Source organism: Pelagibacterium nitratireducens (assembly GCF_037044555.1).
GTDB classification, from domain to species: Bacteria; Pseudomonadota; Alphaproteobacteria; order Rhizobiales; family Devosiaceae; genus Pelagibacterium; species Pelagibacterium nitratireducens.
Map to the genome: position 1 here is coordinate 2934560 of NZ_CP146275.1, position 25163 is coordinate 2959722.

At 61.1% G+C, this 25163-nt stretch carries 24 protein-coding genes; 11 read left to right on the forward strand and 13 right to left on the reverse strand.

Going from position 1 to position 25163, the window contains the following annotated elements; all coding sequences use genetic code 11:
* Positions 1–95 precede the first annotated feature (95 nt).
* Complete coding sequence (locus V6617_RS14510; protein ID WP_338607671.1) at positions 96–545, reverse strand: MerR family DNA-binding transcriptional regulator; 450 nt, start codon at positions 543–545, stop codon at positions 96–98.
* A gap of 228 nt (positions 546–773) precedes the next feature.
* On the opposite strand from V6617_RS14510, the gene V6617_RS14515 reads away from it, so the two are divergent.
* The 3 genes from V6617_RS14515 to V6617_RS14525 all read left to right on the forward strand — a co-directional run bounded on the left by V6617_RS14515 (position 774) and on the right by V6617_RS14525 (position 5862).
* Positions 774–4082: a peptidoglycan-binding protein gene (locus V6617_RS14515; protein ID WP_338607672.1), complete on the forward strand. Its 3309-nt coding sequence runs from the start codon at positions 774–776 to the stop codon at positions 4080–4082.
* An 89-nt stretch (positions 4083–4171) separates the two neighbouring features.
* A complete protein-coding gene (locus V6617_RS14520; protein WP_338607673.1) occupies positions 4172–5104 on the forward strand; it encodes a sulfite exporter TauE/SafE family protein in 933 nt (310 codons plus the stop codon).
* Positions 5101–5862: a TIGR02186 family protein gene (locus tag V6617_RS14525; protein WP_338607674.1), complete on the forward strand. Its 762-nt coding sequence runs from the start codon at positions 5101–5103 to the stop codon at positions 5860–5862. The genes V6617_RS14520 and V6617_RS14525 overlap by 4 nt, the downstream gene beginning before the upstream one ends.
* 105 nt (positions 5863–5967) lie before the next feature.
* On the opposite strand, the gene pdeM is transcribed toward V6617_RS14525, so the two are convergent.
* Together pdeM and V6617_RS14535 are read right to left on the reverse strand one after the other, a co-directional pair.
* Positions 5968–6675: a ligase-associated DNA damage response endonuclease PdeM gene (gene pdeM, locus V6617_RS14530; RefSeq protein WP_338607675.1), complete on the reverse strand. Its 708-nt coding sequence runs from the start codon at positions 6673–6675 to the stop codon at positions 5968–5970.
* 3 nt (positions 6676–6678) lie between these two features.
* Complete coding sequence (locus V6617_RS14535) at positions 6679–9180, reverse strand: ligase-associated DNA damage response DEXH box helicase (RefSeq protein ID WP_338607676.1); 2502 nt, start codon at positions 9178–9180, stop codon at positions 6679–6681.
* A gap of 48 nt (positions 9181–9228) precedes the next feature.
* On the opposite strand from V6617_RS14535, the gene V6617_RS14540 reads away from it, so the two are divergent.
* From V6617_RS14540 to V6617_RS14550, 3 genes are all read left to right on the forward strand, one after another.
* Complete coding sequence (locus tag V6617_RS14540) at positions 9229–9567, forward strand: DUF6460 domain-containing protein (protein WP_338607677.1); 339 nt, start codon at positions 9229–9231, stop codon at positions 9565–9567.
* A 94-nt stretch (positions 9568–9661) separates the two neighbouring features.
* Positions 9662–10429 (forward strand): SDR family NAD(P)-dependent oxidoreductase, encoded by a 768-nt coding sequence (locus V6617_RS14545; RefSeq protein WP_338607678.1) that lies wholly within the window; start codon positions 9662–9664, stop codon positions 10427–10429.
* A gap of 54 nt (positions 10430–10483) precedes the next feature.
* Positions 10484–11821 carry an MATE family efflux transporter gene (locus V6617_RS14550; protein WP_338607679.1) on the forward strand — a complete coding sequence of 446 codons (1338 nt, stop codon included), beginning with the start codon at positions 10484–10486 and terminating at the stop codon, positions 11819–11821.
* On the opposite strand, the gene V6617_RS14555 is transcribed toward V6617_RS14550, so the two are convergent.
* The gene (locus tag V6617_RS14555; protein ID WP_338607680.1) at positions 11818–12918 is read right to left on the reverse strand and encodes a quinone-dependent dihydroorotate dehydrogenase; all 1101 of its coding nucleotides are present in this window, start codon (positions 12916–12918) and stop codon (positions 11818–11820) included. The two genes, V6617_RS14550 and V6617_RS14555, sit on opposite strands and share 4 nt — an antisense overlap.
* Entirely contained in the window at positions 12918–13262 is a 345-nt protein-coding gene (locus V6617_RS14560) for a DUF952 domain-containing protein (RefSeq protein ID WP_338607681.1), read from the reverse strand. Before V6617_RS14560 ends, V6617_RS14555 begins: the two co-directional genes overlap by 1 nt.
* A 140-nt stretch (positions 13263–13402) precedes the next feature.
* On the opposite strand from V6617_RS14560, the gene V6617_RS14565 reads away from it, so the two are divergent.
* Positions 13403–14038: a helix-turn-helix transcriptional regulator gene (locus V6617_RS14565; RefSeq protein ID WP_338607682.1), complete on the forward strand. Its 636-nt coding sequence runs from the start codon at positions 13403–13405 to the stop codon at positions 14036–14038.
* A gap of 109 nt (positions 14039–14147) precedes the next feature.
* Here the strand turns inward: V6617_RS14565 and V6617_RS14570 are convergent, their stop codons facing one another.
* Positions 14148–14357 (reverse strand): hypothetical protein, encoded by a 210-nt coding sequence (locus V6617_RS14570; RefSeq protein ID WP_338607683.1) that lies wholly within the window; start codon positions 14355–14357, stop codon positions 14148–14150.
* A gap of 6 nt (positions 14358–14363) precedes the next feature.
* On the reverse strand, positions 14364–16010 hold the full coding sequence (locus tag V6617_RS14575) for a lysine--tRNA ligase (RefSeq protein WP_338607684.1): 1647 nt from the start codon (positions 16008–16010) through the stop codon (positions 14364–14366).
* Positions 16011–16162: 152 nt separating this feature from the next.
* Here V6617_RS14575 and V6617_RS14580 point away from each other — a divergent pair, with 152 nt between their 5' ends.
* Positions 16163–16567: a tellurite resistance TerB family protein gene (locus tag V6617_RS14580; RefSeq protein WP_338607685.1), complete on the forward strand. Its 405-nt coding sequence runs from the start codon at positions 16163–16165 to the stop codon at positions 16565–16567.
* A gap of 7 nt (positions 16568–16574) precedes the next feature.
* On the opposite strand, the gene V6617_RS14585 is transcribed toward V6617_RS14580, so the two are convergent.
* On the reverse strand, positions 16575–17396 hold the full coding sequence (locus V6617_RS14585; RefSeq protein WP_338607686.1) for a transporter substrate-binding domain-containing protein: 822 nt from the start codon (positions 17394–17396) through the stop codon (positions 16575–16577).
* Between the two features lie 86 nt (positions 17397–17482).
* On the opposite strand from V6617_RS14585, the gene V6617_RS14590 reads away from it, so the two are divergent.
* Positions 17483–19366 (forward strand): glycosyltransferase, encoded by a 1884-nt coding sequence (locus V6617_RS14590; protein WP_338607687.1) that lies wholly within the window; start codon positions 17483–17485, stop codon positions 19364–19366.
* Positions 19367–19860: 494 nt separating this feature from the next.
* Entirely contained in the window at positions 19861–20124 is a 264-nt protein-coding gene (locus V6617_RS14595) for a hypothetical protein (protein WP_338607688.1), read from the forward strand.
* 8 nt (positions 20125–20132) lie between these two features.
* On the opposite strand, the gene V6617_RS14600 is transcribed toward V6617_RS14595, so the two are convergent.
* The 3 genes from V6617_RS14600 to V6617_RS14610 form a co-directional block, all read right to left on the reverse strand.
* A complete protein-coding gene (locus V6617_RS14600) occupies positions 20133–21326 on the reverse strand; it encodes a GNAT family N-acetyltransferase (protein WP_338607689.1) in 1194 nt (397 codons plus the stop codon).
* Positions 21327–21521: 195 nt separating this feature from the next.
* On the reverse strand, positions 21522–21950 hold the full coding sequence (locus tag V6617_RS14605) for a peptidylprolyl isomerase (protein WP_338607690.1): 429 nt from the start codon (positions 21948–21950) through the stop codon (positions 21522–21524).
* Between the two features lie 168 nt (positions 21951–22118).
* Positions 22119–22307, reverse strand: coding sequence for a hypothetical protein (locus V6617_RS14610; RefSeq protein WP_338607691.1), 189 nt, complete (start codon positions 22305–22307; stop codon positions 22119–22121).
* A gap of 292 nt (positions 22308–22599) precedes the next feature.
* On the opposite strand from V6617_RS14610, the gene V6617_RS14615 reads away from it, so the two are divergent.
* A complete protein-coding gene (locus V6617_RS14615; RefSeq protein ID WP_338607692.1) occupies positions 22600–22740 on the forward strand; it encodes a hypothetical protein in 141 nt (46 codons plus the stop codon).
* A 7-nt stretch (positions 22741–22747) separates the two neighbouring features.
* Here V6617_RS14615 and V6617_RS14620 read toward each other — a convergent pair whose 3' ends face one another.
* Together V6617_RS14620 and V6617_RS14625 are read right to left on the reverse strand one after the other, a co-directional pair.
* Positions 22748–23896 (reverse strand): CaiB/BaiF CoA-transferase family protein, encoded by a 1149-nt coding sequence (locus tag V6617_RS14620; protein WP_338607693.1) that lies wholly within the window; start codon positions 23894–23896, stop codon positions 22748–22750.
* On the reverse strand, positions 23896–25092 hold the full coding sequence (locus V6617_RS14625) for an acyl-CoA dehydrogenase (protein ID WP_338607694.1): 1197 nt from the start codon (positions 25090–25092) through the stop codon (positions 23896–23898). The genes V6617_RS14620 and V6617_RS14625 overlap by 1 nt, the downstream gene beginning before the upstream one ends.
* Positions 25093–25163: the final 71 nt, after the last annotated feature.

Consider the following 25163-nt stretch of genomic DNA (forward strand, 5'->3'; position numbering starts at 1 on the left):
CGCCGCAAGACGAGCCGGTAGCGCTCTTTCCCGACCACAACTGCCCACATCATCGGCCATGCCGGCGGCCTGATTCGACCCTCAACTCAGCGCGGTTATATGATATCGCCCCGCCCGTCCGGGTCCTGGGGTTCGGCCAGCATGCCTTCGATGATCTGTTCCACCCGGGCCAGTTCGGCCAGGGACTTCTCAATGGCCGAACGCCGTTGCTGGAGAAGATGGCGTTGGTGGTGCACCTTGTCGAGCGCCCGGCGCAGATGGTCGTACGAGCCGTCGCGCAGATCGTAGGTGTCGAGATATTCCTGGATTTCGCGCAGCGTCAGTCCAACCTGCTTGCCATCGAGAATGATACGCAGACGCAGGCGGTCGCGGTTTGTGTAGAGGCGCTTATTGCCCACCCGGCGGGGTCGGAGCATGCCCTTGTCTTCATAAAAGCGCAGGGTCCGATGCGTTATCGAAAACGCGTCGGCAAGTTCGGCAATCGTATAGATTGCCGGCCCCTCGCTCTGGCGCGTTGCGCGGTCCTTGCGGGTTGGTCCGTTCATTTTTCTGTCTTATTTCTACCTTGTCGCTGATCGGCTTGGCGATCTCCCGAACATCACCACGAACGGCGACCGGGCGCAATCCATGCGCACAATTGGCAGATGGATCAATGCGGAATGCAAACGGGGTTAACGCGATATTTACCATAAACTGTCGAAAGTCAGGCTAGGCGATTCCATCGCCGGAAGCGGTGCGGTTGACGCACCGTCGGGAGCCTGTCGGAAAGCAATATGGCGCGAACGAATCCACATCACGACTGGGATGAGCCGCAAACCGCCCTTCGCCGGTCCAACGGGGCCGAATGGGAAAGCCTGCGAAACGAACTCGTGGCCCTGCTCGATCAGGTCGAAGATCAGGTGGCGACCAGTCAGGCGACGGGGGAGCATCCTGCAACCACGCCGCCCCATCCGGCACCGCACCAGCCCGATCGCCATTCCGAGGCCCTGCGGAGCGTGCGCCATGCCGTGACCCGGCTTGCCGACCGCTCGTCGGAAGACCGTCCGGTGATGCGCGAAAGCGTTGTTGACGCAATCAATCAGATTCGGGCGCGCCAGACCGGCAGCGCTCCATCTGCACCCCAGACCGCAGCCCCCATCGTTCCGGCACCCACCCCGCAGTCCGAACTTTCCGATTTTGCAAAGTCGCTCGATGCCATCGGGGAAAAAATTGCCGGATTTGAAGACCGGATCGGCCAGCGACTGGAATCGCTGGGCGAGAAGTCGGACATCGCCGCGCAGATCGACCAGTTGAGCCAGGTCATAGAATTGCTGGCGGGCGCCGTGGGAGAGACCGGCCAGATCAAACGGATTGAAGCGCAGATCGGCAACCTTGCCGAAATGCTCGTCTCGGATCGCCAGTCGGAAGAGAATGTTACCTCAAGGCGGATCGAAGACCTCACGGCCACGATCGAAAAGCTCGTCAGCCATCAGCTCCAGACCAGCGAACGCGACGCCCAGCAGGCCGCACTGGCCGACGATCGCCAGGTGCAGGCCATGGCAACAATCGAGCAGAGCGTTCGGTCCATCTATGACCGCATCGACACCCTCGAAGCCAGCCAGTCGCAGCCATCAGCCGATATCGAGCGGTTGAGCCGGGATATGGCAGCACTGACGGAGGCTGTCAGCAAGCCTGCAGAACCGACCAGCCTTCTGGAAAAGATCGACGCCCTGAGCGCGCGCATCTCGACCATCGAAGCGCCATCGCGCGACGAAGCAGCAATGCTGGCCGAAAGCGTTTCGGTACTGCGCGACGTCATTGCCCAGACTATCGAACCGCGCTTTGTCCAGCTCGAACAGCGCCTGGAAACGATGGCAAAGCCGGACGAAACGCCGGCGGTCGATGCCATCGAAGCCCAGTTGCGCCAGATCGCCAGGCGGGTTGATGAAACCGGTGCTCAGCTCAAGGCTCTTGCCGAGTTGGAGCCCGCCGGTGCTGCGCCCGGTCCCGATCTTGAGGCTCTGGCCGAGATGATTGCGAGCCGGACACAGGGGTTGTCCGGCCCGGCCGAAGCCGATGGCATCGAGAAGGCCGACCTTGCCGCGCTCGAAGATCGGCTTGCTTCACTTTTTGCGCGGGCAGAAGAGAACGGCACAGAAGCACGCAATCTGTCGGGCGTGCGCAATTCAATCGCGCAGGTCGACAACCGGATTGCCCGGCTCGAAGCCATGCTCAACAACAAGCCGGCCGAGCGCCTTTCGGATGAACCGACACCCGCCGAGCCTGTGGCCACGGCTCGGTCACAGCCCCGCCGCAAGCCCGAAGATGCCATGCCGGTCGATCCGGCCACAGGTGCAGCGCGCAGCGTTCTTGGTCAGGCCGTTGTCGAAACAGATGACGAACCGGCAGACATCGAAGATGTCGTCGAGCCCGAACCAAACTTTGCGGTCGATCCTGCTGTTATCGACCGGCCGGCCAAGCCGAAATCGAGCCTTACCGAAAGCGAGGGCCCGTTTGAGCCGACCCCGTCCGCGCCTCAGCCCAGTGTCTCCGATGCCACCCGTGCCAACTTCATCGAAGCCGCACGCCGCTCGGCCCGCCAACCGGCGCTTGACCAGGGTGACGAACCAAAATCGCTGATAGGACGGGCGCTGGCCAGGTTCCAGCGCGATGAGGCCAACACTGACGCGCCCCACCCAACTCATGATCCTCGCGTGGACGCTGAGCCCGAGCCTGCCGTTGCTACACGGCGCGAGGACGATGAAGCCGACGATGCCGAGACCATGGCCCCGGGCTTTTTTGCCCGGAACCGGCGCTCCCTCTTGCTTGGTACGGCGCTGGTTGCCGTCATCGCCCTGGCTGTACCGCTGGTCGTGGGCCGCATCGCACCATCACAACAGACCGCACCGAGTGCAGACGATGCTCAAGTCGTGACGCCGGCGGAAACAGCCGAGGATGACGAGCCCGCTGCTGAGGTGAGCGCGACCCAGGCCGACACCACCACGGCCGAGCCCGACCTTGCCATGATGCGTGTAATGGCGGAGACGCAAGCAGATGCCGAAACCGAGACGACACCGGCAAATGAACTCATGTCAGATGTCCGAGTCATCGAGCAGCAACCCACGCTCAGCGCTGCCAGTGTAGATACGGACGCATTGACGGCGCTGCCAACAATTGACCCGGTAACCACCGCCGCTGTCGGACCTGCGAACGGTTACGCTGCCGATTCCGGCAGCGCGGATCTGCCTCCGATCACCGCGCCAGCATCCATTGAACCGGCTGCACTGCGCGCAGCCGCCGATGAGGGCGATCGCTTCGCCCAGTTCGAGGTGGGCGCCATTCTGACCGAGGGGACGGTGGTCGAGCAGGATTTCGGCCAGGCGGCTGCCTGGTACGAACGCTCCGCGACCCAAGGGTTCGCGCCGGCCCAATACAGGCTCGGCAGTCTTTATGAAGGCGGGCGCGGTGTGGAGCGTGATCTCGACATGGCCCGGCTCTGGTACCAGCGCGCCGCGGAAGCGGGAAACCGCATGTCCATGCACAATCTTGCTTCGCTTTATGCTGGCGGTGAACTCGAAGACCAGGATTTCGCCGCAGCGGCGCATTGGTTCGAGGAAGCTGCCGGGCGCGGGCTGACCGACAGCCAGTTCAATCTGGGCATGCTTTACGCCCGCGGCCTTGGCGTGGAGCAGGATTTCGAGCAATCCTATATCTGGTTTTCACTCGCGGCCCGTTCGGGCGACGAGGATGCTGCCAACTCGCGCGATGATGTGGCCCGTTCGCTCGAATCCGATGCCATTCAGCGGCTCGACGATACAATCGCGGCCTGGGCTCCGGTCGATATCGACATTGCCGCCAATTTTGCCCCTATTGGCACGTGGGACGAGGCCTTCGACCCTGGTCCGGCCATTACAAACGGTGACGTGATCCTGCGCGTGCAGATGCTTTTGGGTAAACTCGGTTATGATGTGGGCACGCCCGACGGGATCCCCGGTCCCAAGACGAGCGAAGCCGTTGCGGCCTTCGAACGGGCTGCTGGCATGAACGAAAGCGGCGCCATCAATCCACGGCTGCTGGCCGTTCTGGGCAGTCAGCCGGTCTAAGCTTTTATTTAGGCCCGCGTCGTTACACTATCGCCACGGGATGCCTGTATCGGCGCCCTGTGACACCTGCCTATGATTGGGCCCCGGCCGTGCTGATCTATTTGCCCATCGCGGAAATGTCGGTGAACCTGTTTTTCCTTGTGGGGATCGGGGGCGCCATAGGTTTTTTGTCCGGCCTGTTCGGTGTCGGCGGCGGTTTCCTGCTGACGCCTTTGCTGATCTTTTCGGGCGTTCCCGCACCCGTTGCCGTCGCTTCAGTGACCGGGCAGGTGGTGGCGGCCTCGACCTCGGGTGCACTGTCCTACTGGCGGCGCGGCGGCATCGATCTTACGTTGGCCCTGTTTCTGGTCACCGGAGGCGTTTTCGGCGCGGGCGTCGGGGTGTGGATCTTCGATCTGCTGCGCTCGTTCGGCCAGCTCGATCTGGCCATTTCCTTTGGGTATCTGGTCTTTCTTGGCTCGATCGGCTCACTGATGCTGATCGAAGCCGTTCGGTCCCTGATTCGCTCGCGTCGGACCGGACCGCCGCCGCGCCGCATGCCGGGACAACACAATTGGGCCCATGGCCTGCCGCTGCGCTTCCGGTTCAAGCGCTCCAAACTTTACATTTCGGTCATCCCGGTTATCGGCATCGGATTTCTGATCGGTATCGTGGGCTCCCTGCTTGGGATAGGCGGTGGCTTTATCCTCGTGCCCGCGCTGGTCTATCTGCTGCGCATTCCCGGCTCGGTGGTAATCGGTACCTCGCTCCTGCATGTGCTGGCGGTCATGGCCGCGACATGCATCCTGCATGCCTATCAGAGCCAGAGCGTTGATATTCTGCTGGCGTTTTCGCTGATGGTCGGCAGTGTGGCGGGCGCCCAGTTCGGCGCTTCGGCCGGCCAGTATCTTCGCGGTGACCAGTTGCGATTTCTGCTCGCGCTCATCGTGCTCGGGGTCGCTATCCGATTTGCGTTGTCCCTTCTTCTCGCACCGGCCGACCCGTTCTCGACATCGGTTCTCGGATTTGGAGAAGGGCTGTGACGGCCGTGCGCGTCTTTTTGGCGCTGCTCATTCTGGTGGCCGGGAGCACAGGTGCCCGCGCTCAGGGGCTTGTATTTGCAACGTCGGACCCGACAATATCGATCCACTCCAATTTTGCGGGCGAAACCATAACCCTGTTCGGCAATATCGAGCCGAGCCTGGATGGTACGCCGCCCCAGGGCACGTTCGATGTGATCTTCATCATTCGCGGGCCCGTTGAGGAGCGTGTGGTCCGGCGCAAGTCCCGTCAGTTTGGCATCATGCTCAACGCCGACTATGCAATGTTTTCCGGCCTACCCTCGTTTTATCGCGTGCTATCGAGCCGCCCGCTCGAAGACATTCTCGATCCCGAGGTCATCGCCCAGCGCAGCCTGACGGTCGAAGCCCAGATCGCATCTGCCCTGCAGGAAACGACGGGCAATGTCGCCCTTTTCGAGAATGAACTGGTGCGGCTGATGGGCAATGCCAATCTGTTCAGGACCGATGGGCGCGGGGTGAGCTTTCTGTCTCCAACCTTCTTTTCCACCCGGGTTGTTTTGCCCGCCAACGTTCCCAACGGTATCTTTCTCGCCCAGGCCCTTGTGGTGCAGAATGGCGAAGTGGTTGCCGAGCGCGCGCAGCGCTTTTTTGTTCAGAAGTCGGGTTTCGAGCGTTTTGTGGGCGATACGGCCACCAACCAACCGTTGCTCTACGGGCTGGCAACCGTGGTTCTGGCGCTGGTTACGGGATGGCTGGGTGGCGTGCTGTTCAGGCGCTGAGGCTAGAGCCGTTCAGGATTTGATTGAATCAAATCCTTGGCTCTAAGCCCTTGTTTTGTCGCGTGTCTGAACCGGAAATCCGTTTCCACTTTTGCCGGACACGCTTTAACCGGAAACCAGGCGCTGATGACTGACCGGGTAGACCCGGTCGCGCCCGAGCATCATCACCTGCATTTTCGACCGGTCGAGCAGCCCGGCAAAAGCCGGTGAGAGAACATTGAGGCTGCCCGTGGAGGCTCCATAGGCCGGAAGGATCATCAAATCCCCATCCCAGACAAAGCAGGGTCGCCGCGAGGACCTTCCGTTCATGGCGACCCTGGCAGCCGGATGAAGATGGCCGGCGATCAATCCGGAAATGCCAGATCGAGGCTCGTGACGCAGTGAGCAGCCCGAAACGGCGAGTTCCACGCAGCAGGATCCTCCGAGCGCGTGCGGCGCCGGGTCATGATTGCCCGCGATCCAGACCCAATCGAGTTTATCGACCAGCCGGCCCAGCCGCTCGCGGTCGGCGAGCAGCAGCGTCGTGGTGCCTTCGTCCCGGTGGAAGCTGTCTCCCAGGGCAAAGACGCGCTTTGCGCCTGTGACCACAATATCGCGTTCGAGCCGCTTGAGGGTCATCGCGGTATCATAGGGCGGGAGCAACTGCCCCGAGCGCGCGTAGCTCGAGAGTTTTTCGAGGTGAAGATCGGCGACGAGCAGGGCTTGGGCATCCGGCCAATACAGCGCACCCGAGGGCAGCGGAGCAAAGCTTTCGCCCGCAAACCGGATCATCCCGTGTGTCTCGATGCTGCCAGCGGGCTGAGCCTGAGCCAATTGTTATCCCCGGTGCGTCGGAATATCCGTGCCGATCGCCTCTGCGATCAGATCCTCGGCGGCCTCGCGCAGAACCGCTTCGCGCGCTTCGCCGAAGATCGGTTCCTTGCCGATGTCGAGCAATACAGGTACCGCAAGAGGCGAGATTCGGTCCAGTCGCTTGTGCCGGATATGGCGGCGGATGCGCTTTAAGGCGAGCCCGAGCCGTTCGATATCGAGCAGCCCCCGCGCCGCATCGCGCCGAGTGGCTTCGATCAGAATATGATCGGGCTCGTGCTGATAGAGCACGTCATAGATGATGTCCGAACTCACCGTGATCTGTCGCCCCGACTTTTCTTTACCTGGATGCCGACGCTCGATAAGCCCGGAAATGATGGCGCAATTTCGGAAGGTGCGCTTCATGAGCGCGGATTCATCGAGCCAGGCTTCCAGATCGTCTCCCAGCATGTCCTCGTCGAACAGTTGATCGAGAGAGAGCCGATCCGACGCAATCAATGCCCCAAGGTCCGAGGCGCACCAGATGGCGATGGCGTAATCGGAGGCAACGAAGCCCAGAGGTTGGGCGCGAGCCCGCTCGAGCCGACGGGTCAGCAGCATCCCCAAGGTCTGGTGGGCCAAACGTCCCTCGAAGGGGTAGCAGACCATGTAGTGCTTGTCGGCACGGGGGAATGTTTCGACCAGCAGGCTGTCACTGTCGGGCAGCACCGAAGCGTAGTTCTGCAGGTCGAGCCATTCGCGCACCTGATCGGGCAAGACGCGCCAGCCTTCGGGATCGGCGAGGATCTTGCGCACCTTGTCGGCAAGAAACGTCGACAGGGGGAAGCGCCCGCCCATGTAGGAGGGGATCTTGGGGTTATCGGAAAACGAGCGCGATACATAGGCTTCGGTTTCCACCACACCTTCAAACGCGATGATCTCGCCGCCGAACATGAAGGTATCGCCACGCACCAACTGGTCTATGAAATATTCCTCGATCTCGCCCAGCACCCTGCCTCCGCGGCCGATCGGACCGGTGGTTGCGCCCTTGCGCACGCCGCGCGCCCGGACCAGCCGCACCTTGAGCATGGGTTCTTCAACGATGGTGCCCACGTTGAGCCGATATTGCTGAGCGATTTGCGGGTTGGCGATGCGCCAGAGACCGTCGGCGGTTTTGCGGAGTTTCGCAAAACGCTCATAGGCCCTGAGCGCGTATCCGCCTGTCGAGACGAAATCGAGCACCCGATGGAATTTTTCACGCGTCAGATCCTTGTAGGGCCATGCCGAGGTGATCTCGGCGAAGGTCTGGTCCTCATCGAGCGGATCGGCACACGCCAGGCCCAGAATATGCTGGGCGAGAACATCCAACCCACCGGGGAGAGGCGTTTCGCTGTCCTGGGCGCCCTCGGCCACCGCCTCAAGCGCTGCCTCGCATTCGAGCACCTCGAGGCGGTTGGCGGGAACGAACATGGCCTTGGAGGGCTCGTCGAGCCGATGGTTGGCGCGCCCGATTCTCTGGAGCATGCGTGAGGCGCCCTTTGGTGCGCCGACCTGCACGACCAGATCGACATCACCCCAGTCAATGCCCAGATCGAGGGTGGAGGTACAGACCACGGCGCGCAGCATGCCCGAGACCATGGCGCTTTCGACCTTGCGGCGCTGCTCGACCGAGAGTGAACCGTGATGGAGCGCGATGGGCAAAGCCTCGTCATTGATGGCCCACAGGTTCTGGAACAGCATTTCGGCCTGAGACCGGGTGTTGACGAAAAGAAGCGTGGTCCCGTGCTGCTTGATCGTTGCGTAAAGGTCGGGCACCGCATAGGCGGCGGAATGGCCGGCCCAGGGCAGCCTTTCCTCGCTGGCGAGGATCGAAAGCTGCGGCGGGGCACCACCGGGTGCGTTGATCAGCACCGCCGGATTTGGTGCGACGGGTGCGGCAATCCAATCGCGCAGGATTTCGGGCTGGGCTACAGTCGCGGACAGTGCGGTGATTTTTACATCCGGTGATAATCTGGCCAGACGGGCCACACCAAGGCTGAGCAGGTCGCCGCGTTTGGAAGTGACCAGCGCGTGCAGTTCATCGAGCACGATGCGCCGCAGGCTTTTGAACAGCCTGACGCTGTCGGGATGGCTCAAGAGCAGCGCCAACTGCTCGGGCGTCGTCATCAGGATGTGTGGCGGATCGAAACGCTGGCGCTGGCGGCGTGAGGCGGGGGTATCGCCCGTGCGGGTTTCGACCTTGATCTTCAGTCCCATCTCGCGCACCGGGTCGCCCAGGTTGCGTGCGACATCGACGGCCAACGCCTTGAGCGGCGAGATGTAAAGGGTGTGAAGCCCCTCCATGGGATTTTCGATCAGATCCTCCAGGGACGGCAGAAAACCGGCCAGTGTCTTGCCTGCCCCGGTCGGCGCGATCAACAGCACCGAATTGCCGGCGCGCTCGGCTTCGAGCACGGCCAATTGGTGCGGGCGCGCCTGCCACCCCTTGGCGGCAAACCAGTCTGCAACGATCGGGGAAAGTGGGGTCACAATATCGGAAGCTCTTTAATTGGCCAAGATCGGCGCCTATGTGGCATCATGAGCAGAATCGATGGACCCGATGGACCGATGCCCGAGATTATGGACAACCGCGAGACAAATCAAAGACCGAGCTGGCTGGAATCGTTTCTTGGCGGAACGCCGGGACGGGTCGTTGTCAGGCTGATCCTGATGAGCCTGGTCGTAGGCTTTCTGATGTCGATCTTCGGGATCAGCCCCGATGCCATCTTCCGCTCGATCCAGGGCTTCATCAATTCGATCTTCGATAATGGGTTCGAAGTCTTCCGTGACGGTTTTGCCTATATGCTGACCGGTGCGGTGATCGTTTTGCCCCTGTGGTTCATCGGGCGGTTGATGGCGGCTGGGCGGCGGCGCTAGCTCATGGCCTGTTGAGCAGATCGGCTGCGGCAATTAGGATGGCGCGAGCGACACGCTCCGCCTTTCCAATCCAGAGCCATTCAAGGTCTTGCCCATGTCTCCCGTCATCTTCATTACCGGCGCCACGTCCGGCTTCGGCGCGGCCACCGCGCGGCTTTTTGCACAGAACGGCTGGAAGGTCATCGCCACGGGCCGCAGGCGTGAGCGGCTGGCCGAGCTCGAAGCCGAATTCCCCGAAGTCGTTCATGGCATCGAGATGGATCTTACCGACAAGACCTCGATCAGACACGCCGTCGCGGCCATCCCCGAAAATTTCAAACCCGTCACGTGCCTGTTCAACAATGGCGGGCTGGCGCTGGGCACGGGTGCGGTTCCCGATATCGATACCGACCAATGGCAGACCATGATCGACACCAATATCGTGGGGTTGCTGCACACGACGCTGGAAGTTCTGCCGCTGGTCAAACAGGTGGGCCGCGGTTCATCGATCATCAATGTCGGCTCGATTGCCGGGCGTTTTCCCTATACCGGCGGCAATGTTTATGGCGCGACCAAGGCCTTCGTGCACCAGTTCTCGATGAATTTGCGCACCGATACCATGGGCACCGGTATCCGCATCACCTCGCTGGAACCGGGCCATGCGAAATCGGAATTTACCGCCGTGCGGACCGGTGGGGATTTCGAGGCCAACGAAAAAATGTATGCCGATAACGAGCCGCTTCTGCCCGAGGACATCGCCAACACTGTCTGGTGGCTGGCGAACTTGCCGGCGCATGTGAACGTCAACTCCATCGAGATCATGCCGGTCTGTCAGGTTCCGACCCGGCCCGTTCTGCTTAAAAAGAGCGACTTTGAGAGCTAGGGCCGGGGCACGGAATCGGCTAGGATAGGTTTCCTCCCTTTTCCGGTTCCCCTGATGATTCAATCGGTTCACCCTTTCGAGGTTCGCCATCGCGATGTGTGGGCCATAGCCGTCCCGGCCTCGGTGGCGTTTATCACCGAGCCTGTGGCAGGCATCATCGATACCGCCGTGATCGGACAATTGGGCGATGCGGGACTGCTGGGTGGGCTTTCGCTCGGTGCTGCAGCCTTCAGCGTCGTCTTCGCCCTGGCCTTTTTCCTGCGTTTTGGAACGGCCGGTCTGACCGCACAGGCGGTCGGCGCACGCGATCCGCTCGACGGGCTGTTGCATATGGCCCGAGCCATGGTCGCTGCAGCCCTGTTAAGTGCGCTGCTTCTGGCGCTCTCCTATCCCATCTATCTCGGGTTTGCGACCGCGCTGGCTCCGCCACCCGATGCAGCGGGGGCGTTTGCCGAGTATATGGGCATACGCATGTGGTCGGTGCCATTCGTGCTCATCAATTTTGTGCTGTTGGGATGGTTTTACGGTCGGGCCGATGCGCGCATCGGCATGTGGCTGCAAATTCTCATCAACGTCATCAATATCGTGCTCAGCGTCTGGTTTGTTCTGGGGCTGGGCTGGGGCGTTCCCGGCGTCGCCTGGGCCACTGTTATCGGGCAAAGCGTTGCCGCTGTCGCCGGGGTGGTCATCGCCATACGCCATTATGGCGGCATCAAGTCGGTCCTTGCCAATACGACCCTTGCGGCCCTGCTCGACGTTGCGGCGATCAAGCGGATGATCGGTTTGAGCCGGGATCTTATCATCCGCTCGGCGGCCCTGATGGGCGCCTTTGCCTATTTCGCCGCGCAAGGGGCGCGTATGGGCGAGATCGAATTGGCGTCCAACGCAATTCTGCTGCAGCTGTTTTCGGTCTCGGCATTCTTTTTAGACGGAATCGCCACGGCCTCCGAGCAGTTGTGCGGCAAAGCGGTCGGGGCGCGCTGGCGTCCGGCTTTCGAGCGCGCGACCAAATTCACGCTGGGCTGGGGCCTGCTGATCGCCGGAACGCTAAGCGCTCTTTTGCTCAGCTTTGGTTGGCTGGCCATCGATCTGATGACCACCAACACCGAAGTGCGCGAAATGGCCCGGATCTATCTGGTGATGGCAGCCCTGACCCCGCTCACCGGGATGCCTGCCTTCGTCTATGACGGGGTGATGATCGGCGCGACCTTCAACGTTACGATGCGCAACGGGATGATCGTTTCACTCATTGTCTATCTTGCAACCGCCATTATCCTGCAGCCGATCCTGGGCCTTTGGGGGTTGTGGATCGCGCTGCACGTGCTGCTGCTCGTGCGAGCCGGCATTTATGCAGTCGCCATCGAACGGCGGAAGAACGAGATTTTCGCCTAGATCGCTATTCTGCCTTCGGCCCAGTCCCTGACCGCCACACCAGTGAGTCCCGATACATTGGAAAGCCTGCGTTCCGTGACGGCTTGCGCGAGCCCGGACTTAATCTCCTCGACCATTTCGAGCCCGCCATAGACCAGAGCCGAATAGAGCTGGACGACATTGGCGCCGGCCTCGAGTTTGGCAATTGCGCTTTGGGCCGAGTGAATGCCACCAACCCCGATTATCGGGAAAGCCGGACCGAGCCGCAAGCGCATCTGGGCGAGGCGCTGCGTTGCCAGATTGAAAAGCGGTCTTCCCGAAAGTCCGCCGGCTTCGCTGGCGTTTTGAAAGCCGGTCACGCTATCGCGCGAAATTGTCGTGTTGGAAACAATCAGCCCGTCAATGCCGCTTTCGAGCACTGTTCTGGCGATGGAATCCATTTCAGTTTGCTCAAGATCCGGCGCAATCTTGAGCAAGATCGATGTCTGCCGGGGTTGAGCGGCGCGGGTTTCGACCAAAGCAGCCAACAGACGCCTGAGGGCATCTTCAGACTGAAGATTGCGGAGGCCGGGCGTATTGGGCGAGGAGATGTTGGCCGTAAGGTAGTCGGCCAATGGCGAGAAGGTCTTCACCCCCGCCACGTAGTCGGCGACGAAATCGGTGCTGTCCTTGTTGGCGCCGATATTGATGCCAACGACCTGCCCTGGTACGCGGTTTTTTAACCGTTCAAAGGCGGCCTCGTGGCCGTCATTGTTAAAACCCAACCGGTTGACCACCCCCATGACCTCGGGGATGCGGAACACTCTGGGAGTTGGATTGCCCTGTTGCGGGCGGGGCGTGACCGTTCCCACTTCCACGAACCCGAACCCTGCCTTGGCGAGTGGGCCGAACACCTCGGCATTCTTGTCGAAACCCGGTGCCATGCCGATGGGGTTGGGCAAATCCAGGCCGCAGAACCTGGTCGCCAGGCTGTCCGGAGACGGCGCGGCAGCGGGTACCAAGCCGAATTTGAGTGCATTGATCGTGGCCCTGTGCGCGGTCTCTGCGTCCATGCGCATCAGCATGTCCTGAGCCAGTTTCTGCATCGTTGCGTTGCGCAGCAGATCTCCAAAGCCCATCACGAAATCTCCGGCAGGTCGAACCGGCCATCGGGCCGCGCGGCGAGATCGCGCTCTGCGATGACGGCCGCCATGGGCAGGGGTGCATAAAGATGGGGGAAAAGTTGCCCGCCGCGCGAGGGCTCCCAGACCAGATCGATGCCGATCAGATCGGGGTCGATTGTTGCGAGCACCAGCCCGGCAGCGCCGCGATAGTGCTTGTCCAGCGTTTCGGCCAGTTGGGCGGCGGTGGAAAAATGGATATACCCGTCGGCGATATCGACCGGCGTACCAGCCAGTTCCCCCGATTTGCGCGCGTTCGCCCAATCCTGGGTTGAAGCGATTTTATAGATCGGCTCGGCCATGTGTTCTCCTGTGCCGCATGGTCTAACTGGCGATGGTGACCGTGCCAAGCATGGAAACATCTTTACAAGAGACTAACACCGTAATAGGACTAGTTTCCAGATTGTGGGGATATTATTCCTTTTTTGGAACCTGTTTGTCTATGTTGTCTCATCGCGCCATATGGGAAGCCCTCGACAGCCTAGCCGACCGACATGGCCTGTCGGCGTCGGGCCTTGCCAAGCTGGCGGGGCTGGATGCGACGGCGTTCAATCCCTCCAAGCGCGTCAGCAAGGACGGGCGGGAGCGCTGGCCATCGACCGAATCGATTGCCAAGGTGCTCGAGGCCACCAGCGAAAATTTCGATTCTCTGCTTTCGGGTGGGCTCAATTACAGCCAGAGCGCCGCGGCCAGCCGCGCTGTGCCGCTGCTGGGTTTTGCGCAGGCAGGCTCGGGCGGTTATTTCGATGCGGCAGGCTTTCCAGCGGGCCAGGGATGGGATGAGGTCCGGTTCCCCGGGTTGGGCGATGGCACGGCCTATGCACTCGAGGTTACAGGGGAATCCATGCAGCCGCTCTATCGCGACGGCGACTACATCATCGTTTCGCCCACCGAACAGTTGCGGCGCGGTGACCGTGTAGTGGCGCGCACGCAGGAAGGCGAGGTCATGGCCAAGATCTTGCACCGGCGCACTGAAAAACAGATCGAATTGCACTCGATCAATCCCGACCATCCGCCGCGGATTTTCAAGCCCGAAGAAATCGACTGGATCGCCCGGATTTTGTGGGCCAGCCAGTAGCATCGCGTAAATTTCCAGTGGTTCCGGACGACCACTGAACCCTGCCGGTCTGACCCGGTCACGGCCAATGGACGAACCAAAATGGCCAGCGCCGGGAGGGTGCGTTCGGTCAAGGTTCCCCGAGCTGATATTTTATCATCATCAAAGCGGCGGCGCGGCTGAGGGCAATATCGCGCGGATCGACGAGGTCGGGGTCGAAGCGGGCACACAGATCGCGATAGGATGCCATCAGACCGGAGGCGCATAGATCGGCATCAAAACGCGCTTCCATGCGTGCGATCGTGGCCTCGAGTTCGGCGAGGTCGGGGGTGACCGCCATCGCCTTTCAGCTCCGGGAGGTCAGTTGCCCGCTTAGCGCCTTTTCGATCAGCTTGCGGGTGTTCTCGATGCCGTAAAGAGCGGCGAACGAGCCAAACCGGGGGCCGCGTTCCTGGCCGATCAGCACCTGATAGAGCATCTGGAAGAAGGCGCCGGACACGCCCGGGCCACCATTGGGACCGAGGCGCTTGTGGTCCTGATAGCGTTCAATCTCGCGCGCCACATCGAGTGCAGCGTTCTGGATCGCCTCTCCACCCGCATCAGCGGGGAGTTTCGACAGGCTATCGGAGAGGTCTTCGAGTGCCTTGCGCTCGACATCGTCGGGCGCGCGATAGGTCTTTTCAACGAAATCCTCAAAATAGCGCATGGCGTAGCCCACCAGCGCATCGAGATGGGGATGGGTCTCGGGCGTCACGCCGGGGGCGTAGGCTGAAATGTAACCCCACATAACCTCGCGACTTTCGGGGTTTGACGCTGTGGCGAGGTTGAGCAGCAGGGCAAAGCTCACCGGCATATCGTATGCCGGCGGCATGGTGGAATGAATATGGAAGGTCGGGTTTTCCAGAAGCTGGCCTGCATCTTCGGCCTGCGCCTTGGCGGCGAAGGTGAAATACTCATCCACCGCCTTGGGGATGACATCGAAATAGAGCCGCTTGGCCGTTCTTGGCTTTTGGAACATGAACAGCGAGAGGCTTTCCGAAGACGCGTAGGTCAGCCATTCGTCGATGGTGATGCCATTGCCCTTGGATTTGGAGATCTTCTGGCCCTCTTCGTCGAGGAACAGTTCGTAGACATAATGCTCGGGTGGGGTACCGCCGAGGATCGAGCATATCCTGTCATAGATCACCTGATTGGTCTGATGATCCTTGCCGAACATCTCGAAATCAATCCCGAGCGCGGCCCAGCGCATGCCGAAATCGGGCTTCCACTGCAGCTTTGCGTTGCCGCCCGTCACCGGAATGGTGACGTCGCGCCCGTCCTCGTCGGCGAAGGTTACCGTGCCGTCGTTGGCGTTGACTTCCTTCATGGGAACGTAAAGCACGCGGCCCGAAATCGGCGAAATGGGCAAGATGGGCGAATAGGTTGCCTGCCGCTCCGCGCCGAGCGTGGGAAGCATGACATCCATGATGTCGTCATAGCGTTCGAGCGCGCGCAGCAGCATCGTATCGAACTTTCCCGACTTGTAATAATCGGTGGCGCTGGCGAATTCGTAATCGAACCCGAAGGTGTCGAGGAACCGGCGCAGCATGGCATTGTTGTGTTCGCCGAAGCTGGGAAACTCATTGGTCCAGGGATCGGGCACGGCCGTCAGGGGCATCTGGAGATAGGGCTCCAGCGCTTCGCGCGACGGCACGTTGTCGGGGATCTTGCGCATGCCGTCCATATCGTCGGAAAAACAGATCAGCCGGGTCTTGATCGCATCGCCGGTCAGAAGCCGGAACGCGGTGCGCACCATTGTGGTGCGCATCACCTCTCCGAACGTGCCGATATGGGGCTTGCCCGAAGGGCCGTAGCCGGTCTCGAAGATCACCTCGTCCTTGCCCAGTTTCTCGGCGCGGCGCACAACCTTTTTGGCTTCCTCAAACGGCCAGGCACGGGCGTTGGGGGCGGCAGCAATGGCCGAGGGATCGAGAGGGGGCAGGGTCTGGGACACTTGAGCCCATCCTTTAGTCAGACTGGGAGATTTCAGGCCGCGGTGTTGCACCAACCACTTCCAAAGGTCAATGCCGATGATCGAGAGCCCTTGCGCCACTGCGCTGCACTTTCTAGATTTGCGCGCGCCTCCAACCGAGCCCAGGTGATTTCATGCAGCTTTCCGCAACCGATGCCCTTGTCCATGTGATGGTGATGGCCGCGGTGTCCGACAAGGATGTGACCGATCGGGAAATGGACCGGTTCGCCGCGCTCATCAGCCGGTGGCCGGTGTTTGAAAATTTCGATATCGAGCGCCTGCCCGAAGTCGCCTCATCCTGCGTCGAGACTGTCAACAAGGCCGGGCTCGATGCCCTGCTCGACCAGATTGCCCAGACCCTCGAGCCAAGGCTACAGGAAACCGCCTACGCCATTGCCGTCGAGATCGTCACGGTCGATCTCAAGCTCAACCAGGAAGAATTGCGCATGCTGGAAATGATCCGCGATGCGTTCTCGATTGATCGGCTGACGACGGCGGCGATCGAAACGTCGGCACGGATCAGACATCGGCGGCTGTAATTGAGGGTCAATAGAAACTGACCGGGAACCAGCGCAGGTAAATTTCATCGATCCTGCCCTCGCGCTGCAGCCGGGTCAGGGCCCAGTTGATGGCGACCCGGACATTGTCCAGACCCGCCGGAACGGCCACCGCCAGTCCGGCTCCGAACAGGTCTGGGCGGAAATAGGCTTCGCCCGCAAAGGCGCAGCAATCGGGGTTTTCGTTAAGCCAGAACGAGGCGCGGGCGGCATCGCCGAAAAAGGCGTCGGCGTCGCCGGCTGCCACGGCATTTAGTGCTTCAAATTCGCTGTCATAGAAAGCGATTTCGGCGCGATCGAGCGTGCGTTCGACCAATTCGGCATGGGCCGAACCCTCGCGGGCCGCGACCTTGCCGACCATGGTGAGGGGATCGAAGTCGGGGGCGACCGGCTTTTGCATCACGAACCGTGCGGGCAATTGCAGGTAGATGCGTGAGAAATCGAAGCGCTCTCCAGCACTGTCGGCGATGTCGAGCCCGGCGATCAAGGCATCTCCCTGATTGTCGGCCAGCGCGTCCTGCACCCGGTTCCAGGGCCAGGCCTGAATGGTGCAGCGCGCTTCGAGCCGGGCGCAAATGGCATCGGCCAGATCGACATTGAAGCCGGCGAGCCGCCCTGCCGCGTCTGTATAGTTGAAGGGAGGAAAATCGGACGTAGTCAGGAAACGCAGGGCGGGAACCGCGACGGGGTCTATCGTGTCGTCGCGCGCGCCCGGATCGACGTGGACCGGCAGGTTCTGGCCGATAACACCGCCAGCCCCTCCGACAATAATGCAGGCGGCAAAAAGGACTGCCCGAAACACTGTCACCATAAATTCCAAGGTCTTGAACAAATTTGAACCTCGTTATGGCCGATTGCCAAAACAATTGGTAGGGTTGGGGCGACGATTGGGGGCATATGAACGTCGTGCGACCGTTTGACGATGTCGAACTCGCTGAGGCATTGGGCATGCAGCCGGGCTGGTCCCGGCGTGTGGTCGATGACGCACTTGACCGCGCCCGTCATATCGGCGCCGACCCCATAGAGGTTCTGGCCGCCCTGGACCAGAGCGATCGCGAAAAACCCTACCGGCAGGCTGCCGCCTTTCTGGGCGTGCCGCACAGCACCGACATAGCGCCTTTCCTCTCCCCGCTCGATGCCAATGCCAATGCCGATGTCGACCACCTCGGGGGCCTGCGTTCGGTCCGCGGGCATATCGAGGGAAACGAAGTGTTGTTCCTGTCACCAGGTCTTGGTCATCTGCGTGGCCTGGCGGAACGGATCGGCGATGACGAAAATCTGCGTCGGCGGCTGTGCATCGTTTCGCCTGCGACCCTGGACGCAGCAATCGCACAGACCAATCCCCAGCTTTTGGCAGCCAATGCCCTCCAACGGCTGGCGCGCCGTTTTCCGTTCGCCAGCGCGCATCTCGATCTTCCGAGCGGGGTGCGGGCGGGCTTTGTCGCAGCCACGGCTGTGCTGGCCGCGGTTGCTGTGATGCCGGGTCTTCTCAGTTTGGCGCCTCTGCTTGCCGTGCTGGCGCTGGTGCTGGCTCTGCCCTCGGGCTTTCGTTTGTGGGCGGCCTTTACCTTTGAACGCAACGAGGCGTTGCGGCCCGAGAGCCTGCTCGATGACCGCGAGTTGCCGGTCTATACGGTGCTGGTGCCGATGCGCGACGAAGCGCATATGGTGCCCCAGATCGCATGTGCCATGCAGGCCCTCGACTACCCGGCCGAAAAACTCGACATCAAATTCGTTGTCGAAAGCGCCAGCCCGACCACCGTGAGCGCCGCGCGCGCCCAGCTGGGCGACACGCGCTTTTCGCTGATCGTCGTGCCGCGCTGCCGCCCCTATACCAAGCCCAAGGCCCTCAATTACGCACTACCACTGGCACGGGGCGAGCATGTTGTGGTTTTCGATGCCGAGGATCTTCCTCATCCGAGACAATTGCGAACCGCAGCCAGCCTTTTTGCCGAGGATCCGACGCTTGAATGCCTGCAGGGAGAACTGGTGATTGCCAACGCTTCGCGGAACTGGATCACGCGCATGTTCGCCGCCGAATATGCTGGCCATTTCGGCGTGCTGCTGCCGGCCATCGGGCGGGCCGGCTTTCCGGTTCCGCTGGGCGGGACGTCCAATCACTTCCGCACGACTACACTGAAAGATATTGGCGCCTGGGATGCATTCAATGTGACCGAGGACGCTGATCTGGGCATTCGGATGGCCCGGATGGGCCTGCGTGTTGAAAGCCTGGCAAGCGTGACTCTGGAAGAAGCGCCGGAAACCGTGGCAGGGTGGATTCGCCAGCGCTCACGCTGGATCAAGGGGTGGATGCAGACCCTTCTGGTCCATTCGGCGCGTCCGGGAAAGCTATTGGCCGATCTGGGCTGGGCCAATCTCATCGCCTTTTACATCTTCGTGGGCGGCATGGTGCTCTCGCTGAGCGTACACGGGCTGTTTCTCATAGGCACCATTGCCCGCCTGCTGTACGACATACTTGTGGTTGGAACCCCCGACCTCTGGACAGTCGCGGGCCTGGGCACACTGCTGTTGGGGTATTCCGGCGCCATCGTCATCAGCGTCATCGGACTGGACAGGATCGGACGCAAGGATATCGCGCCGTGGCTGGTTGCCCTGCCGGCCTACTGGGTCATGGCGTGGTGTTCGGTGGTGATGGCGGGGTTCGATCTGGTCTTCCGTCCCTACCACTGGTCCAAGACCAGCCATAAAGGAATGGATGCTTCCCGACCGGACCCGGCACAGCACCCCACCGGCGCGGCGCATACGCAAACCTCCCAATAGCGGCTCACCCTCTCGCATGCTCACAATCGGGTGAGTGGTGCAAAGGGAGCGAGCAGCGTGAAAGCGTTTGGACCAGACGACCGGACGGCACCATCTGACCCCACATCGCCACCCCTGCCCCGCCGGGCCAGAACGCTGGCCACCGCAGCCTCAGTCGGTCTGGGTCTATCGCTTCTTGTGCCCATTATAGAGATTATCGGCTGGCTGTCCGGGCTCACAGGGCTTTAGGGTCGCGGCATATTGCGTACTTCCCCCAAGGGCATGAACGCTCACACTTCCATCTGACTATCGGGCTTTGGCATCGTCGTCCGGCTTGATATTTCTCAAACATTTCCGCTGAGCTCAATGGTATGCCCACAGTCAAACTTGAATTCAATCGCGTTTGATTGTCGCCCAGAATTCGATAATCGTAAGTCATCGTTTATCTCGGGTAAGAATGAAGGGCCGATAAGCTGTTTTTTATTGGAGAAGAACCGCGAACGCCAGAACACCGGGTGAGCATTTCGGGTTATGTCCCGTGGCTCGTCATAATGTCGGTTGGGCTGCTGCTGACGGTCGCACTGCCAGTCGCGATCTTTTTTATCGTGGTGCCACTGCCCCTTCTGGCTGCCGGGGCTCTCTATCTTTTCGGCTTTGTCGCAGGAATACTGGTGATCAGCGGCGCCGAAAACCAGCCCACCCTGTGGATCGCCCGGCTCCTGCTGCCCCTGCCCGCTGCCGGGCTGGCCTGGTGGGGCCTGGCGGTAATGGGCCTTTAGACCACCGGTTACCGGTCCCCGCTTTGTCCCAACACGGTGCGGCGCAATCCAACCATCGCCGATTGAGCGGTACGGGCAAGCTTCCAAAGTGACGGGGTCTGCTTGATCTTGCGTTTCGCCGCGCGAGCTCCCCGCAGCAGGGGTGCAGCGCCATGGCCGAGCGCAGAGACCGGCAGCACGATGTCGAACACGGTCTGGCGGTGCGTCCAGTCGGTCTTGTAGTCGAAGTCGCCCAGCCCCATGTCCAAGCTCTTTATGCCGTTGGCCCGCAGTTGGTCGACCAGAAGCGACAGCGTCACCCCCATCAGCGAATAACGCGATGCATCGCCGTAATCTGTGGAGTTGATGTATTGCGAATAATGGGCGGGGCCATAGGTACCGATGCTGGTGGCAACGATCGTCTCACCGGCATAAAGGGCGTGCAGGCTGATGGCAGGCCGGTCCTGATCGAGCCCCTCGAGCGCCAATCGGCGGAAAAACTGCCTGAAGGCGGGGCGCTGGAAAATGTTCTCCACCCCCATCTGAACAAAACGGCGCCCACGCTGATCGAGGAACACTTCGAGTATGGTTTCGACTTCAGCCGGCGTTTTGGCGCGATGGAGCGTTACGGGCCCGAATCCTTCGTCGAGCCGGCGCTGGGAGCGACGGATATTGGTGCGTCGCTTGTGGGGCAACGATTGCTCGATAAAAGGCGCATCGCCCGGCTCGAGCGCATTGACGTAGAAATTGTCAGGGGCCGGATTTCCGCCGAGCCGAGCCAGTGGGTTAACATGCTCTCCGATTTCCGGGGCAACGCAATGGAAATTGACGATATCGGCTGGCAAGCTCGCCAGCGCCTCTCGCAGAGCCTTTGGTGTGAGCAAATGTGTCGATTGCGGGTCGAATACCGGCGCATCGCCGTTGGATATCGACATGCCGATGATCTGGGCGACGCGCAGCCCGAATTTGCTCACGATCTCGAAGGGGATCAGAGCGATGGGGCGGTCATGCTCAAGGATCGTAAGGACCGCGATATGGGCGTCCGGTGCAAAGCCTGCATCGAGATAGGCAGCGACCCAGTCGAAACGCTGATAGGGACCATAGACCCCGTCGTGCTGCAAGCGGCGCCAAGCCGTCTCGGCCCTGGCAATGGAGTCATGGACCACCGCGCGCAGCGGCTGTCCCGCCGCAGCAAGGTCGCCGATATCTGTTATGGCTGCCATAGATCGAAGTCGTCCCGTTGCCGTGAGTTTCTGCCACGTGGGCGTAGGACCGTCTTGGGCCAAAAATCTTGGGAAAGCCTGAACCGGGCGGCATAAAGCCCACCCAAACGCTGGAAAACCGGCGAAATGGTAAAGAGCGGATTACGGAAAACCGCGAAATGGCCCGGACATGCGCCCGGGCCTATTGAAGCGTGACTAAAGAACTTCGACCAGTTCGACGTCGAACACCAGATCCTTGCCCGCGAGCGGGTGATTGGCATCGACGGTGACGGCCTCTTCGGAGGTGTCGATGACTGTCAGAACCATGGTCTGGCCGTCATTGCCCGTGGCCTGGAGCCGGGCGCCCACCGAGGTGTCGACCCCATCGGGAATCTGCGTCCGCGGAACGCTTTGCACGCCTTCGGGGCGGTGAGCGCCATAGGCTGCGTCGGCAGGAATGGTTACAGTTTCCTTGGCACCCACGCTCATGCCCTGGACCTGCTCTTCGAGGCCCTTGATGATCTGGCCGGAGCCAAGCTCAAATTCGAGAGGGTCACGGCCATCTGAAGAATCGAACTGGGTGCCGTCGGTGAGCCGTCCGGTATAATGGATGCGCACAGTATCCCCGTGCTTTGCCTGGGTCATGCTGTGTCCTTTTCATTTGTGTTTGCTCAGGACCCGTCGCCGCGTGCTCTCAAGGCGGCCTCAGGACAGGTCCAGCGAAGGCCCGCCGGGACGTACCCTGCGAACCACGGTCCCCAATGTAGGGATGGGGAACGAGATGTAAACCACGGGCCGGCTTTTGTTCGTCGGCTAATATTTGGCCGTGGCATCGGAAGCAGGAAAGGTCTCGTCAACGGCTTCATCGACGTCGTCCCAGCCCGACCTATCATCGCGGGTGGATTCGGCGCCGGCGTCGCGGACCTGCTGAACAGCCCTGCCGGACCCCGGGAGCTTGCGTTCCTTGAAAGCGGGCGCGCGATCCCGCGTTTTGTCCTTCATGGTCCTGCTCCTTTTTTCGGGCCAACGCCCGGTCTTCTCCCTTCAATAACTGATGACACCCCTTGGAAGTTGCAGGGAACCCACGCTGCCAGAAGCGGTTGCGAAAGGGATGACAGCGCCAAAGGACACAATGATGGCTGGCAAGAGTCCTCCGAGAACAGCAGATGCCCTGCGTGATGCAATCGATTCAGGGAAAACCGGCGAAAAGACAGAGTGGCCGGACCCTGCCGCCGCACCACTGGGAACTGACGCCGAGGCAGCAGGCAGACCGCCCAATGCAGAGACGGTGGCCATGGCCACACCACGGCACACTGTTTCCACGCGGCTGGCGCGCTTTCCCGCTTCGGTATTGATCTATGTTGGCCTTGCCATCGGATTGTTGTTTATCGGGCTGGCGGTCGGCCTTTGGGCGATGGGACCGGGTACATCATAAGACAGTCCTATTGAGACCATGCCCATGTCCCAGCACCGAGCAAGGGTGCGGCGGCCTCAAGCGACAGCCGGCTGCGCGAGAAGCTTAGTGGCGTGCGCAGGCCGGGGATGGCCTGGGGGGCAATCTTTAAGCCCCGCGCTACAATCTGGGGTTCGGAAAGGGCTTCGGCGACCGTGTTGATCGGCCCGCAGGGCACGCCGGCCATTTCGAGAGCTGCTATCAGGTCCGCCTTGATCCACAGACCAGTCGCTTCGGTCAGCAGACCGACGACAGTGTCGCGATTGGTTACACGGTCGGAATTGGTCATCGCGCGGGGATCGGTCGAGAGTGCGGGGAGATTGAGGGCGGCGCACAGGGAACGAAATTGCCTGTCATTGCCGCAGGCGATGATGACGTGTCCATCTCGGACCGGGAACACCTGATAGGGGACGATGTTGGGGTGAGTGTTGCCCATGCGGGATGGGCTGGTACCCGAGACCAGATAATTCATCGCCTGATTGGCCAGAACCGCCACACCGACATCGAGGAGGGAAAGATCAATGTGCTGGCCCCTGCCCGAGCGCTGGCGCTCGGCCAGTGCCGCCTGCACGCCGATCACGCCGTAAAGACCGGTGAAGACGTCGATCCAAGCCACACCCACTTTTTGCGGCTCACCCGCCGGATCGCCGGTCAGATCCATGACCCCGCTCATGCCTTGAATGAGAAAATCATAGCCGGGCTGGCTGGCGCGCGGGCCGGTCTGGCCAAAGCCTGTGATCGAAACATAAACGAGACGGGGACTGATGGCGGCCAGTGTTGGATAATCGAGGCCGTAGCGCGCGAGCCCGCCGAGTTTGAAATTTTCGACCAACACATCGGCGCCGGCAATCAGTGCCTTGAGCCGTTCAAGGTCAGCGGGATCGCGGAAATCGCACACGACCGAGCGTTTCGAGCGGTTGGCGGCGTGAAAATAGGCGGCAACCTTTTCTGTGCCACCCCTGCCGTCGTCGCGTTCGATGAAGGGCGGTCCCCAGCGGCGGGTGTCGTCACCTTCGGGGCTTTCGACCTTGATGACTTCGGCGCCGAGGTCCGCCAGCGTCTGGCCCAGCCATGGGCCGGCGAGAATCCGTGCGAGTTCGACCACGCGCAGACCGGTCAGCGGCGCTTCGGGCTGCATCAGAAAAACGCCTGCAGCCCGGTCTGCGCGCGCCCAAGGATGAGCGCATGGACATCGTGGGTGCCCTCGTAGGTGTTTACCGTTTCGAGGTTCTGGGCGTGCCGCATGATCTGATATTCAATCTGGATGCCATTGCCACCGTGCATGTCGCGGGACTGGCGCGCAATATCGAGCGCCTTGCCGCAATTGTTGCGTTTGACGATCGAAATCATTTCGGGCGCGAACCGGCCCTCGTCCATCAGCCGCCCAACCCGCAAGGATGCCTGCAGCCCAAGAGCGATTTCGGTCTGCATGTCGGCGAGCTTTTTCTGGAAAAGCTGGGTCGCGGCCAGGGGCCGGTCGAACTGCCTGCGGTCGAGGCCATATTGGCGCGCCCGGTGCCAGCAATCCTCCGCCGCACCCATGGCGCCCCAGGAAATGCCGTATCGCGCCCGGTTTAGGCAACCGAACGGCCCGCTCATGCCCTCGACATCGGGGAGCAGCGCTTCGTCGCCCACTTCGACCCCATCCATGACGATCTCACCGGTGACTGAGGCGCGCAGGGAAAGCTTTCCGCCAATCTTGGGGGCAGACAGACCCTTCATGCCGCCTTCGAGCACAAATCCGCGTACCTTGCCCCCGTGCGCGGCACTTTTTGCCCAGACAATGAAGACGTTGGCGATGGGGGAATTTGAAATCCAGGTCTTTGAACCATGCAGACGGTAGCCGCCATCGATCTTTTCAGAGCGGGTCTTCATGCCTCCGGGATCAGACCCAGCGTCAGGTTCGGTCAGACCGAAACAGCCGATCCATTCGCCACTGGCCAGCTTGGGCAGGTATTTTTTCTTTTGGTCTTCGGAGCCATAGGCAAGGATCGGATACATTACCAGCGAGGACTGTACGCTCATCATCGAGCGATAGCCGGAATCGACGCGCTCGATCTCGCGCGCGATCAAGCCGTAGGCAACATAGGACGCTCCCAGCCCGCCATACTCTTCAGGTACCGTGGCGCCCAGAAGTCCCGCCGCACCGAAATCGGCAAAAATGGTCGGGTCGACCCGTTCTTCGAGGTAATCATTGGCGATGCGGGGTGCCAGCTTGTCGGCGGCGAACGCGGCCGCCGAGTCGCGGATCATGCGCTCTTCGGCCGAAAGCTGGTCTTCGAGCAGGAACGGATCGGACCAATTGAAGCCGTTGCGGGCAAGGGGTTCGGCCATGATTTCTCCATGGGACTATATGGGTTTTGATCATTATAGGGCTGGACCGAACCTGGAAATAATCTTATTCG

Excerpts from the sequence above, each read along its gene's own strand:
- V6617_RS14625 (WP_338607694.1), bottom strand. The coding sequence starts at position 25,092 with ATGGCCGAACCCCTTGCCCGCAACGGCTTCAATTGGTCCGATCCGTTC.
- V6617_RS14515 (WP_338607672.1), top strand. The coding sequence starts at position 774 with ATGGCGCGAACGAATCCACATCACGACTGGGATGAGCCGCAAACCGCC.
- V6617_RS14600 (WP_338607689.1), bottom strand. The coding sequence starts at position 21,326 with ATGGCAGCCATAACAGATATCGGCGACCTTGCTGCGGCGGGACAGCCG.
- V6617_RS14610 (WP_338607691.1), bottom strand. The coding sequence starts at position 22,307 with ATGAAGGACAAAACGCGGGATCGCGCGCCCGCTTTCAAGGAACGCAAG.
- V6617_RS14540 (WP_338607677.1), top strand. The coding sequence starts at position 9,229 with ATGAGCAGAATCGATGGACCCGATGGACCGATGCCCGAGATTATGGAC.
- V6617_RS14570 (WP_338607683.1), bottom strand. The coding sequence starts at position 14,357 with ATGGCGGTCACCCCCGACCTCGCCGAACTCGAGGCCACGATCGCACGC.
- V6617_RS14615 (WP_338607692.1), top strand. The coding sequence starts at position 22,600 with ATGGCCACACCACGGCACACTGTTTCCACGCGGCTGGCGCGCTTTCCC.
- V6617_RS14605 (WP_338607690.1), bottom strand. The coding sequence starts at position 21,950 with ATGACCCAGGCAAAGCACGGGGATACTGTGCGCATCCATTATACCGGA.
- V6617_RS14550 (WP_338607679.1), top strand. The coding sequence starts at position 10,484 with ATGATTCAATCGGTTCACCCTTTCGAGGTTCGCCATCGCGATGTGTGG.
- V6617_RS14555 (WP_338607680.1), bottom strand. The coding sequence starts at position 12,918 with ATGGGCTTTGGAGATCTGCTGCGCAACGCAACGATGCAGAAACTGGCT.
- V6617_RS14580 (WP_338607685.1), top strand. The coding sequence starts at position 16,163 with ATGCAGCTTTCCGCAACCGATGCCCTTGTCCATGTGATGGTGATGGCC.
- V6617_RS14585 (WP_338607686.1), bottom strand. The coding sequence starts at position 17,396 with ATGGTGACAGTGTTTCGGGCAGTCCTTTTTGCCGCCTGCATTATTGTC.
- V6617_RS14560 (WP_338607681.1), bottom strand. The coding sequence starts at position 13,262 with ATGGCCGAGCCGATCTATAAAATCGCTTCAACCCAGGATTGGGCGAAC.
- V6617_RS14565 (WP_338607682.1), top strand. The coding sequence starts at position 13,403 with ATGTTGTCTCATCGCGCCATATGGGAAGCCCTCGACAGCCTAGCCGAC.
- V6617_RS14510 (WP_338607671.1), bottom strand. The coding sequence starts at position 545 with ATGAACGGACCAACCCGCAAGGACCGCGCAACGCGCCAGAGCGAGGGG.
- V6617_RS14545 (WP_338607678.1), top strand. The coding sequence starts at position 9,662 with ATGTCTCCCGTCATCTTCATTACCGGCGCCACGTCCGGCTTCGGCGCG.
- V6617_RS14590 (WP_338607687.1), top strand. The coding sequence starts at position 17,483 with ATGAACGTCGTGCGACCGTTTGACGATGTCGAACTCGCTGAGGCATTG.
- V6617_RS14620 (WP_338607693.1), bottom strand. The coding sequence starts at position 23,896 with ATGCAGCCCGAAGCGCCGCTGACCGGTCTGCGCGTGGTCGAACTCGCA.